The following is an 11551-nucleotide window of genomic DNA, read 5'->3' as shown; positions in this document are numbered from 1 at the left end:
TAGATGGCGCTCACGCTGACCGACTGGGCCGGGCGGGAGAAACGCTCGGCGAGATGCCACTGGAGCTCGCGGAGAGAGCTGTAGGCATAGGTCCGGTCGATCAGGTGGCTGATCTCGGCCTGCTTTCCTTCTCCATCGGCCCAGATTCGGTGGACCTGGAATTTCGGAGGGTCGTTCCTCAGAGAGGGAAGACGCTTTGCCGTAAATTTGAATTGCATGCTCTTGTTCTTGCTTGTTGGCGTTCGATTAAAAGGGAATGAACCGGATTGCATCCGCTGATAACGCGCATCAAAGACAGAGTGATGACGCTACAGCGGCACCCTGAGCCATGTGACATCGCTCAGGGCAAACAATGACTGCGTCTGGAGGGAGGCCGCATGTCCCGACATCGAGGCAAGCCTCTGTGGCAGAAGAAAGGCTCGCTCGGTGCGGGAATGAGCGCGCGCCAAATGCAGGCGCAGTTCAAGCCTGGCACTGGACAAATGGGACTTCAGCCTGGCCGTTTCAAGAGCCGATCCATTCCGTCCTTGCGAGTGGAATTCAGCTGCGCGGGTCCAATCCGGATCGCTTCGCCTGCGGCTCGCAATGCCGATGATGGGCGATATCGTCGTGCGCGGACCTAGACGGAATTCACATCGTGAGATCGACCTGAATCGCGTAGGCCTGAGCGCGATAGATGATGGCAGTAGCCCGCAGCTGGCGCGCTCTTATCCAGAATGGTTTTGCGAGGACCGCAAGATCGAAGCGCTCAAGCGCACGCGCGCAATCTGCTGCGTGATCTGCACGCCGTTCTTCCCGGCGAGCGGTCATCCACAGGGCGTGCATGCAGGCCGCCAGCACTCCGGTTTTCTGATAGGAAGTACTCACAGAACGAATGGTAGCAAGACCTGTCGGGTGGTGGCCAGCGATTTCGGTACGGGCTCAGCATGTCGTGATGTCCTGCCCTGAAAGACCCTCTTGAACAATCGTCCGGCCATCCATATACCATCCAGGTGGATGGTGAGCATGATTGAAAATGGCGAGCGATTCTCGACCGAGAGGGCCGGATTCCGAGAAGATCACGATCAATCTCGGATATGTGGACCTGGGACACATCGACCTTCTGGTTTCGGAAGGGTTCTACGCGAATCGGACGGATTTCATCCGGACGGCGATCCGAAACCAGCTCGATCGCCACTCCGACGCCGCGCGGAACTCCGTCAAGCGAAAGAGCCTGGATATCGGCCTGAGGCACTTCCGCCGTGAGGATCTCGAAGACGCTCGGGCCTCCGGAACGCAGCTCCAGATCCGGGTCCTCGGGCTTGCAAGCATCGCATCCGACGTAACGCCGGAACTCGCAGCGGCGGCGATCGCCTCGGTTGAAGTCCTCGGCGCGCTCCACGCCAGTCCCGAGGTGAAGGCGGCGCTCGCTGGCCGGATCCGCTGACGGGGTCGGATCGAGACTACCGACACCCTGACGATTGCGGCGTCCCGCAGCCCTGCAAGGAAACATTTCACATGAAATTCGGACTTCCACCCGAGATGAAGGAGGCTCTCCGCCTGACCCGAGGCGGGAGGCTCGCCGAAGCGACGACCGTGCTTCAACGGCTGATCGGCCGCGACGATGCACGCCACGGGCAGGTCGAGACGCCGGAGGTCGACGATCCTCGTGCGAACAACCCCGGATCGATGGCCGGCAGAGGATCTGCCTCGTTCCCGCCGCAGCCTCCCGGAGGCGGAGCGGACTGGCGCCATGTCCTGCCGAAAGGGTTATTCGAACCTGGAAAGTCCGCACCGTCGGTTCATGATCACGCGAATCTGGTCCCTCCGGGAGGTCGGTTTCTAAAGGAGACCTACAGGGATCATAACGGCACCCGTGAATATCGCCTGTATATCCCGAGTTCCTATACAGGACAGCCGATCCCGCTCGTCGTGATGCTGCACGGCTGCACGCAGAATGCCGAGGATTTTGCGATCGGCACCCGGATGAACAGGATTGCCGAGGAGCAGTCTGTCCTCGTCGCATACCCGGTTCAAAGTCCGGCTGCGAACAGCTCCAAGTGCTGGAACTGGTTCAAGGCGAGTGAGCAGCGGAGGGGCTCCGGCGAGCCCGCCTTGATCGCGGGGATGGTGCAAAGGATCATGCGCGACTACGCGGTGGATTCCGATCGCATCTACGCAGCCGGCCTGTCGGCAGGCGGGGCTGCTGCCGCCGTTCTCGGCGCCACCTATCCTGATCTCTTTGCGGCGATTTGCGTGCATTCGGGGCTTCCGTGCGGTGCGGCAAGCGACGTCACGTCCGCATTCGCCGTGATGCGGAATGGCAGCGCGGATGGTAGAGCGCAGCGACCTCTTACGCTGGAGGCGGACTCGCGCGTGCCGACCATCGTCTTTCACGGTGATCGCGACAAGACCGTGCATCCCCGCAACGGCGCACAGATCATCGCGCAGTCACGGCTCACGGGATCCAAACTCAGGATCGGGACGCAGCGGGGCAGGGTGGATGGAGGGCATGCCTACACCCGATCCACGCATCAGGACGATCAGGGACGCATTTTGCTGGAGGAGTGGGTCGTGCATGGTGGCTCGCATGCATGGTTCGGGGGAGACGCGGCGGGCTCTTACACCGATGCTCGCGGTCCGGATGCATCGCGCGAGATGATGCGCTTTTTCCTGGAGCATCGCCGCCCGGCATCGCGAGCCTGATCGTGTACGCACTCTTTGCGGATCCATGGCCGCAGGCCTTTCCGTTTCCCGTGGATGCCCACCCGCAATGCCTTGCACGCGGCTGCCGCTTCGATAGAGCGACTATCCTGGACCTGCGTGGAGGCACGCCTCCTTGAGAAGATCGATTGCGCTTGATCTGATCCGAGAGTGCCGGGTGATCAACGGCCTGTGGTCATGGACATGAGGCTCGCGACGAAGCGAGCGCAGGAAGCATCGGCCGGCGCGAGATTGCTGGACGTGCTCGCACGGTTCACTTTCAACGGGGCGCCGACCGTGTGTCTGCGAGAGGGCGATCTCGATTACTTCGTGAACGAGTTCTGGACCGCCGGTCAGCGTCAGGCCCATTCTCTTCATGAGGTGAGCTATCGCGCCTGTTTCAAGCCTCAGCTTCCCGAGTTCTTCATCTCACGACTGACCGGGCCCGGCGCCAGCGTCTACGATCCGTTCTCGGGACGCGGTACGACGGCCCTGCAGGCTGCCTTGATGGGGCGCCGGCCTCTCGCGAACGACGTCAATCCGCTGAGCGGGCTGATTCTGCGGCCGCGGCTTGCCCCGCCGGAAGTCGAGTCCGTGCGCGAGCGCCTGCAGGCCATCGCCCTCAATGGCGCGGAAATCGAAGCGGAGCACGAGCCGCTCCTGGCCTTCTATCACCGGGAGACGTTGCACCACATTCTCGCCTTGCGGTCGTATCTCCTCGGCCAGGAAGCGAGTGGCGCCACTGACCGGATCGACGAGTGGATCAGGATGGTGGCAATCAACCGCCTGACCGGACATTCGTCCGGTTTCCTCTCCGTCTACACGCTCCCGCCGAACCAGGCCGTCTCGCCGGGTGCCCAACGCCGGATCAATGCAGCGCGCTGCCAGACGCCGCCTTTCCGCGACCTGCGAGCGATCATCCTGAAGAAGACCCGGGCTCTCCTGGCCGATGGAGGGCCGCCTGCGCATCCCGGGCCACTCGTCGTGACGGGCCCGGCCCACAGGACACCGGCAGTCCCGGACTGCGCTGTCGATCTGCTCGTGACCTCCCCGCCCTTCCTCGACATCGTCGATTACGCCTCCGACAATTGGCTGCGCTGCTGGTTTGCCGGGATCGATGCGAACTCCGTACGGATCGACCGGCACCGTGAGATCCGTGCATGGGAAGGGTTCGTGAGGCTCTCGTTCCTGGAATTCGCCCGCGTAATGCGTCCGGGCGGCATCGTGGCCTTCGAGGTCGGCGAGGTCCGGGGTGGAAGGGTCCTCCTCGAGAGGCATGTGGCTAGCGCTATCGAGGGGCTGCCATTTCGCACTCTCGGAGTTATGCTGAACCGGCAGGAGTTCACAAAAACGGCAAATTGCTGGGGTGTCACCAATAATCGAGGGGGAACCAACAGCAACCGTATCGTGATCGCCGAGCGATCGCCTTGCGCATGAAAGAAGAGGATCCAGTCGATTGTGCGACGCTGCTGCCGGGCGCCCGGCGGCTTCTTTGTTCCGGTGCACGCTATTGTCGTTGCGTCATGTGGGTTGACCTAGCGTCAGCGGTAACAGGGCGCATGGCATTTTGCGTGAAAGCGCCCCATTTCGTCGATTTTTGAACCCATTGGACACGCGGCAGTGGTCCACCCGAGAGGGGGCAGATGTTCGACGTAGACGAGAAAACCGTTTCTCTCAGAGAATATGAGCGCGCGGGCGTGGGGAAGACCTCGCGAGACGGCGGTCGTCCGCAGGCTGCTTCGGCCGATGCCGCCTCTCTGCGCAAGGAAATCCTTTCGCGGCTGGCATACGATGTCGGAAAACGGCCCGAGCAGGCCGCTGACCAGGACTGGTTCACCGCCACAGCGCTGGCCGTGCGCGATTACGTCGTGGATGCCTGGAATCGTTCGGCTGATCGGACAGCAAGTGATAAGCGCGTCTGTTATCTGTCGCTCGAGTTCCTGATCGGACGCCTCCTCGGCGAAGCGATCGGAAATCTCGGGCTGGCCGAGCCGCTCCGGCAGGCGCTCGCCGACCTCGGAGTCGATTTCTCCGCAGTGGTCGCGAGCGAGCCCGATGCGGCCCTCGGCAATGGCGGCCTCGGCCGCTTGGCGGCCTGCTTCATGGAAAGCATGGCGACGACGGGGGTAGTGGCCACCGGCTATGGCATCCGCTACGATTACGGGCTGTTCCGTCAGTCCTTCCTAGATGGCCGCCAGCAGGAGGCTCCGGACAATTGGCTGGCGCGCGGCAACCCTTGGGAATTCCCCAGGGCCGACGTGACCTACCGGATCGGCTTCGGGGGCGGGGTCACGATGATGCCCGAGCAGGCCGGCGTGATCCGCCATGTCTGGGAACCCTCCGAGACGGTTCTGGCCGTCGCCCACGATACGCCGGTCGTCGGCTGGCGAGGGCGGCAGGTGAACTTTCTGCGCCTCTGGGCGGCACGCGCTACCGATCCTCTTCAACTCGCGGCCTTCAATGCCGGCGATCATGTTGGGGCCCAGGCGGACCAGGCCCGTGCGGAGGCAATCTCGCGTGTGCTCTACCCAGGCGACGCGACTCCGCAGGGACAGGAACTCCGCCTGCGGCAGGAGTATTTCTTCACCTCCGCCTCGCTCCAGGATCTGCTTCGGACGCATCTCGAGCGATACGGCGATCTGGCGTCACTGCCGGAACATGCCGCCGTTCAGATGAACGATACCCATCCTGCCATAGCCGTCGCCGAGCTGATGCGCCTCCTCGTCGATGTGCACGAGTTCCATTGGGGGGATGCGTGGCGCATCACCACGCAGACGCTCAACTACACGAACCATACCCTGCTCCCCGAGGCTCTCGAGACCTGGCCGGTCGAGCTTATGGAGCGGCTCCTGCCGCGCCACTTGCAGATCATCTATCTGATCAACTGGCTCCACCTCGGAATGCAGCAGGAGCAGGGCAGGTTGAACGCGGAGAACGTCGCATCGTTCTCGCTGATCGACGAAACCAATGGCCGTCGCGTGCGCATGGGCCATCTGGCTTTCCTGGGCTCAAACCGTGTGAATGGCGTCTCGGCTCTCCACACCGAGCTGATGCGGCAGACCGTGTTCAAGGATCTGCATGGCCTCTACCCCGACAGGATCGTCAACAAGACGAACGGTATCACGGTGCGGCGGTGGCTGCATCAGGCGAATCCCGGTCTTATGGCGCTCCTGGCCGAGGCAATCGGCCCACTTGTGCTCGACGATATCGATCGCCTGCGCGATCTCGAGCCGCTCGCAGACGATTCGGCATTCCAGCAGCGCTTCGCGGCCGAGCGCCGGCGCAACAAGGTTGCGCTCGCGCGGATCATCGAAGAGCGCGTGGGGATCAGCGTCGATCCCGCAGCGCTCTTCGACAGCCAAGTGAAGCGCATCCACGAATACAAGCGGCAGCTCCTGAACGTCCTCGAGACGATCGCGCTCTACCAGGCGATCCGGGAGGAGCCGGACGCGGACTGGGTGCCCCGGGTCAAAATTCTCGGCGGCAAGGCCGCTCCGGGCTACGAGCGCGCCAAGCTGATCATCAAGCTCGCGCACGATGTCGCGCAAGAGATCAATGCCGATCTGGTCATTGCCGGGCGCCTGAAGGTTGCGTTCCTGCCCAACTACAATGTCAGTCTCGCCGAGGCGATCATGCCCGGGAGCGACCTGTCCGAGCAGATTTCAACGGCTGGCCTGGAGGCATCCGGAACCGGCAACATGAAATTCGCCCTGAACGGCGCCCTGACGATCGGGACACTTGACGGCGCCAATATCGAGATCATGGAGCAGATCGGCGCCGACAATATCGCCATCTTCGGCCTGACCGCCGAAGAGGTGGCGGCGCGGCGGCGCATCGGCCTCGATGCCACGGCGGATATCGCCGCCTCGCGGCGGCTGTCGGACGTCCTCTCGGCACTCGCAGCGGGCGCGTTCTCGCCCGATGACGTCACGCGCTACCGCGGGCTCGTGGAAGCCCTCACGTTTCACGATCCCTACATGGTGGCTGCCGATTTCGAGGCCTATTGGTGCGCGCAACGCTCCGTGGACGAGCTCTGGCGGAATCCGGAAGCCTGGTGGCGCAAGAGCATCCTCAGCACGGCGAGAATGGGGTGGTTCTCGTCCGATCGGACGATTCGAGAATACGCAAAAGAGATATGGCGTACTCCTGGGGCCTGATCTCCGCGCCTGCAGCGCCCAACCACAGGAGGAGCCCCGGAACCTTTCGGAGGGTCGGGTGTTTGCGGCTCTGACCATTCCGAGGGCGCGGGGGTCAGCGGCGTTGCGCCCAGGCTTGCAGAGACATGATCCAGATTGCGGACGCGCGGGTCCACCCTGAGCCTTCTGCGCCCGTTGAGCCTCACCCGCCACTGGTCACGTCTGCGACTTCGCCTCCGGTCTCCCCAACGACCTCGTCAGAAGACAAGCGGTATCGACATGCCGCTGTGACGGGCCAAGGGGCATCGGCCGCGTCGAACGGACCGTCGATCCTTTACGTGACGTCCGAGATTGCCGACTTCGTCAAAGCGGGCGGACTTGGGGAAGTCTCGGCGGCGCTGCCGCGCGCGCTTCGGGCCAGATACGACGTGCGCATCCTCGTGCCGGGTTACCGACAGGTGCTCGCCGGAGCCGATGCGATCGAGCGGATCGGCAGCTTGCCGGGCTCCTTCGGGATACCCGCCTGTGATCTCGGCCGTACCCGAACGCGCGACGGACTCACGATCTATATTATTCTCTGCCCGGAACTCTACGATCGGGAGGGGAGCCCTTATGGTGACGCGTCCGGTATCGACTGGATGGACAACGATCTGCGGTTCGCGCGTCTCGGCCTAGCCGCCGCCGACATTGCCCAGGGCCTTGGTGATGCCGGCTGGCGGCCCGATCTGCTGCACCTGAACGATTGGCAGAGCAGCCTTGCGGCGGCCTATCTGGCTTGGCGCGGCGAGAGCATCCCCAGCATTCTCACGATCCACAACCTCGCCTATCAAGGCCTCTTCCAGCGCGACCGGATGCCTTGGCTCGGCATCCCGGACGATGCTTTCCAGATCGACGGAGTGGAGTTCTACGGCAAGCTGTCCTTCCTGAAAGCCGGAATCTTCTACGCCTCGCACGTCACGACGGTCAGCGCGACCTACGCCCGCGAGATTACGACACCACAATTCGGCTGCGGCCTGCACGGCCTGCTTCAGACGCGGGCCGATGAAGGGCGGCTCACGGGAATCCTGAACGGAATCGACGAGAGCTGGGATCCGAGCAAAGATCCTTCTCTCGCACACCCCTTCTCGTCAGACGATTGGTGCGGGAAGCGCGCCAATGCGGACGAGGTGCGGAGGGCCTTCGGCCTCGAGGTGTCACGAGGGCCGCTCTTCGCAGTTGTCTCGCGGCTCGTGCATCAGAAGGGCGTCGATCTGGCGATTGCCGCAACCGAATCGATCCTGTCCGAGGGCGGGCAGGTCGTCGTGACCGGGCGGGGAGAGGCGCGCTTCGAGCGTGCGCTGGAAGCACTCGCACAACGGCATCCCGGCTCGGTCGGGGTCCGGATCGGGTTCGACGACGCGGAGGCGCGGCGCATTTACGCCGGGAGCGATTTCCTCCTCATGCCATCGCGATTCGAACCCTGTGGGCTCAGCCAGATGTATGCTCAGAGATTTGGCTCTCTTCCGATCGCGCATCGAACCGGCGGCCTCGTGGACACGATCGAAGATGGCATCACGGGTTTCCTATTCGGCGAGCCGTCGCTGAAGGACTTCATCCGCGCAATCAGGCGAGGTATGGTGGCGTTCCGTTCTGCGACCCAACTCGCCTCCATGCGAAGAGCTGCCATGGAGCGGCCGCAGGGCTGGACAGAGGCCAGGAACCAGTACGCCGACGTCTACCACCGCGCGCGGCGTGTGGTGGCGACTGCCTGAAGCGATCCGGCGTCTGTCTCATCGGCCCTTTCCGCCGCACTTCCGTCCTTACGAGCCGCAGGCGAAGCAATCTACCCTTCGACCGAGGCGCTCCTGGTTGCTTCGCTGCGTTCGCAATGACGAAGAGGGCGTGAAGGCGCGAGGAGCACTGCGGGAGACGGAAGTAGACGACGAACTCACTTCCATCATTGCGAACCGTGGGCAAAGCAAACCAGACTGGCCCCGCGTACCTGGATCTTTTTGCTCCGGTCACCACGACGGAATTCAGCGACGCATCGGCATCGATCCTCCTTCGAACGGTCGAGGCCCCGATCGGGCTCGACCGAGCGTGAGATGTGCGTTCGAGTGATCCCCGCCGAAGGACGACGTTGCGGCAACTAGAAATTCGACAACAAATCCATCATGATGTCCCCCAAAATGAAAGAACGCATAGGGGGTTCACATGCTGACCAGGAGCGAGTTGCCGGAAAACCCGGTCACCCTCGTCCTCCAGGACGCGGACGGCCACCAGAACATTATCACGACGGAACGGGTCCGCGGCGGCAAGGTCCGCATGACGTGCACCTGTGAACAAGGAAAGTTGCTCGGCTGGTGCGACCACAGGATGCAACTCCTCTGCCTGCGCTACGATGGCGTCGTGGAGTCCGATGACGATACGGAGTTTCATTTCGAAGATATCGTCATCGGTACGCAGCTCGCCGATTCTGCAGACGAGGTGGAGGTCGCGCTGACGGATTTTCGGGCAGCGCTCGAGGCCCTTCACTTCGAGCGGGCACTTGCTCTAAACGAAGTCGGACTCCGCTCCCTGGCAGACCGCGCCAGAGATCTAGCAGATGCGACGACGCATCTCGACGTTGCTCTCGCGCGATTCCGCAAGCACCTCGCAGCAGGATTCGCCTGAGACCTGCAGGTTGCGGCATCGCGCGCAAGGCGAGGGCTATTAGAGCCACGGACGGCAATATGGACGCAGTCAGGGGGATCTGCATCGATTCCGAAACCTACCGGCCGCTGATGCATTGAGCCATCGACGTCCTTACCGGACGCAGGTCGCGCGGCCGGTTCCAGGAGCGAGAGGAGATGCTGTGGTTGCCACATCCGACGCAGGTCCTCTGAGGCCGCTCCATCCTCTTCACGCAATTCTCCTCGCCTTTCCATTTCCTCTGTTCCTCGGTGCGCTGGTCAGCGATCTCGCCTACTGGGCGAGCTTCCATGTGCAATGGGCCAATTTCTCGTCCTGGCTCATCGCCGGCGGGCTGCTTGTTGGCGCCCTTGCCCTGCTTTGGGCGCTGGTCAACCTGTTTCGCAGGGGAGCGGCAAAGGGGCGGCCGGCCCTCTATTTTGTCGTGCTGCTCGCAATGTGGGTGCTCGGCTTCGTCAATGCCCTCGTCCACGCGAAGGATGCATGGGCGACCATGCCGGCGGGCCTCTATCTATCGGCATTTGTAGCGCTCCTGGCGCTCGTTGCAGCCTGGATCGGGTATTCCGGATTCCGTGCCGGAGAAGTGGAATGATGCGCTCGTTCCTTTTGATCGGCGCCCTGGCGATCACCCTGTCTGCCTGCGGCAACGACCCCGAACTGGCACAATATGGCGCCAACCCGGATCTACCCACACCACAGCGCGGCCTGTTGCCTGCCATGAAGATCCCGAGGCCGGCAAATTGGGGTAATGATCTCCCGAAGGTGCCGCAGGGATACAGGATCCAACCCATCGCCACGGATCTCAGGATCCCGCGCCAGACGCTGGTTCTTCCCAATGGCGACATTCTGGTTGCGGAGGGATCGGGCGGCAACGCGCCTGCGTTGCGACCGAAGGATTTCATCGCGAACTACATCAAGAGTTTGGGCAAGACCTCCGTGAAGGGTGGCGACCGGCTGACGCTGCTGCGCGATGCGGATGGCGACGGCACCTACAAAGCACAAGGCGTCTTCGCCGACGATCTCAACGCGCCCTATGGTCTCGCGCTGGTCAACGGCGCCATTTACGTCGCCAACCAGGATTCGCTGGTGCGCTTCGACTATCGTGACGGCCAGACCGAGGCGAGCGGGCCGCCGACGAAGGTCTCGGAGCTGCCGGCGGCGATCAATCATCACTGGACAAAGGCGATGACCGCCAGCCCCGATGGCCGCTTTCTCTATGTCGGCATCGGCTCCAACAGCAACATCACCGAGCGGGGGATGGACGTCGAGGTCGACCGAGCCATGGTATGGCAGATCGATGCGCAGACGGGAGCGCACAAGCCTTACGCAACCGGTCTCCGCAACCCCACTGCTCTCGCCATTCAGCCGGGAACGGACCAGCTCTGGGCAGTTGTGAACGAACGGGACGAAATTGGGCCCAATCTTGTTCCGGATTACCTGACTGCCGTGCGTGAGGGCGGCTTTTACGGGTGGCCCTACAGCTATTGGGGTCAGAACGTCGACCCACGCGCACAACCGCAGGATCCGCAGAAGGTCGCCTCGGCCATACGCCCGGACTATAGTCTAGGATCGCATGTGGCAGCGCTTGGCCTGACCTTCTCGACCTCGGCAATGGGCGCAGATTTCGGTGAGGGGGTGTTTGTCGGCGAGCACGGCAGTTGGAACCGCAGCGTGCCGGTCGGTTACAAGGTAGTCTTCGTGCCGTTCCGCGACGGCCGGCCCGCCGGCGATCCGATCGATTTCGTTTCCGGCTTCCTGGATGACAACGGCAACACGCGCGGGCGGCCGGTCGGAGTGACGGTGGATCCGCGTGGCGCCTTGATTGTCGCCGACGACCTGTCGAACACGGTCTGGAGAGTTACGAAGGACTAAGCAGCGACCGACTGGTTGGCACAACGGATGGTGGTTTCGTCCGGCAGTAAGGCTTTTGACAGCGCGATGGATGGCGTGCTCGAGATCTTCCGTTCCCGGAAGATCTGGTGCGCCAAGCGGTGGCGCTCGAGGTCGCGCCAGCGCTCTTCTCGTCGACGACGAGCACGAACGGCTTGCGCACGATAACGGCA

The 11551-nt window shown here is 62.9% G+C and carries 10 protein-coding genes; 8 read left to right on the top strand and 2 right to left on the bottom strand.

Annotation, left to right across the window (positions count from 1 at the left end):
• Both BN1233_RS48615 and BN1233_RS30560 read right to left on the bottom strand, forming a co-directional pair.
• A partial coding sequence (locus BN1233_RS48615) for a hypothetical protein (RefSeq protein WP_048708685.1) occupies positions 1 to 218 on the bottom strand: 218 nt, incomplete at its 3' end.
• Positions 219 to 630: 412 nt separating this feature from the next.
• Positions 631 to 825, bottom strand: a complete 195-nt coding sequence (locus tag BN1233_RS30560) for a hypothetical protein (protein WP_048708683.1) — start codon at positions 823 to 825, stop codon at positions 631 to 633.
• A 190-nt stretch (positions 826 to 1015) separates the two neighbouring features.
• Here BN1233_RS30560 and BN1233_RS30555 point away from each other — a divergent pair, with 190 nt between their 5' ends.
• The 8 genes from BN1233_RS30555 to BN1233_RS30520 all read left to right on the top strand — a co-directional run bounded on the left by BN1233_RS30555 (position 1016) and on the right by BN1233_RS30520 (position 11360).
• Positions 1016 to 1426, top strand: coding sequence for a CopG family transcriptional regulator (locus BN1233_RS30555; RefSeq protein WP_046867427.1), 411 nt, complete (start codon positions 1016 to 1018; stop codon positions 1424 to 1426).
• 71 nt (positions 1427 to 1497) lie between these two features.
• The gene (locus BN1233_RS30550; RefSeq protein ID WP_046867426.1) at positions 1498 to 2685 is read left to right on the top strand and encodes an extracellular catalytic domain type 1 short-chain-length polyhydroxyalkanoate depolymerase; all 1188 of its coding nucleotides are present in this window, start codon (positions 1498 to 1500) and stop codon (positions 2683 to 2685) included.
• 201 nt (positions 2686 to 2886) lie between these two features.
• Complete coding sequence (locus BN1233_RS30545; protein WP_052763997.1) at positions 2887 to 4119, top strand: DNA methyltransferase; 1233 nt, start codon at positions 2887 to 2889, stop codon at positions 4117 to 4119.
• A 206-nt stretch (positions 4120 to 4325) separates the two neighbouring features.
• On the top strand, positions 4326 to 6839 hold the full coding sequence (locus BN1233_RS30540) for a glycogen/starch/alpha-glucan phosphorylase (protein ID WP_082145739.1): 2514 nt from the start codon (positions 4326 to 4328) through the stop codon (positions 6837 to 6839).
• Between the two features lie 266 nt (positions 6840 to 7105).
• The gene (glgA, locus tag BN1233_RS30535; RefSeq protein ID WP_046867425.1) at positions 7106 to 8569 is read left to right on the top strand and encodes a glycogen synthase GlgA; all 1464 of its coding nucleotides are present in this window, start codon (positions 7106 to 7108) and stop codon (positions 8567 to 8569) included.
• 442 nt (positions 8570 to 9011) lie between these two features.
• A complete protein-coding gene (locus tag BN1233_RS30530; protein WP_046867424.1) occupies positions 9012 to 9470 on the top strand; it encodes a hypothetical protein in 459 nt (152 codons plus the stop codon).
• 181 nt (positions 9471 to 9651) lie between these two features.
• Positions 9652 to 10080 (top strand): DUF2231 domain-containing protein, encoded by a 429-nt coding sequence (locus tag BN1233_RS30525; RefSeq protein WP_046867423.1) that lies wholly within the window; start codon positions 9652 to 9654, stop codon positions 10078 to 10080.
• Positions 10077 to 11360, top strand: a complete 1284-nt coding sequence (locus BN1233_RS30520) for a PQQ-dependent sugar dehydrogenase (RefSeq protein WP_046867422.1) — start codon at positions 10077 to 10079, stop codon at positions 11358 to 11360. The genes BN1233_RS30525 and BN1233_RS30520 overlap by 4 nt, the downstream gene beginning before the upstream one ends.
• Positions 11361 to 11551 lie beyond the last annotated feature (191 nt).

Origin of the sequence: Microvirga massiliensis (genome assembly GCF_001006805.1) — a bacterium.
GTDB lineage: Bacteria > Pseudomonadota > Alphaproteobacteria > Rhizobiales > Beijerinckiaceae > Microvirga > Microvirga massiliensis.
The sequence above is the reverse complement of the archived record's forward strand: the minus strand, read 5'-3'. Positions and strand labels throughout refer to the sequence as shown.

Bases quoted from the DNA above. Each gene is read 5' to 3' on its own strand.
- BN1233_RS30520 (WP_046867422.1), top strand. From the start codon at position 10,077: ATGATGCGCTCGTTCCTTTTGATCGGCGCCCTGGCGATCACCCTGTCT.
- BN1233_RS30550 (WP_046867426.1), top strand. From the start codon at position 1,498: ATGAAATTCGGACTTCCACCCGAGATGAAGGAGGCTCTCCGCCTGACC.
- BN1233_RS30555 (WP_046867427.1), top strand. From the start codon at position 1,016: ATGGCGAGCGATTCTCGACCGAGAGGGCCGGATTCCGAGAAGATCACG.
- BN1233_RS30540 (WP_082145739.1), top strand. From the start codon at position 4,326: ATGTTCGACGTAGACGAGAAAACCGTTTCTCTCAGAGAATATGAGCGC.
- BN1233_RS30560 (WP_048708683.1), bottom strand. From the start codon at position 825: ATGCACGCCCTGTGGATGACCGCTCGCCGGGAAGAACGGCGTGCAGAT.
- BN1233_RS30545 (WP_052763997.1), top strand. From the start codon at position 2,887: ATGAGGCTCGCGACGAAGCGAGCGCAGGAAGCATCGGCCGGCGCGAGA.
- BN1233_RS30530 (WP_046867424.1), top strand. From the start codon at position 9,012: ATGCTGACCAGGAGCGAGTTGCCGGAAAACCCGGTCACCCTCGTCCTC.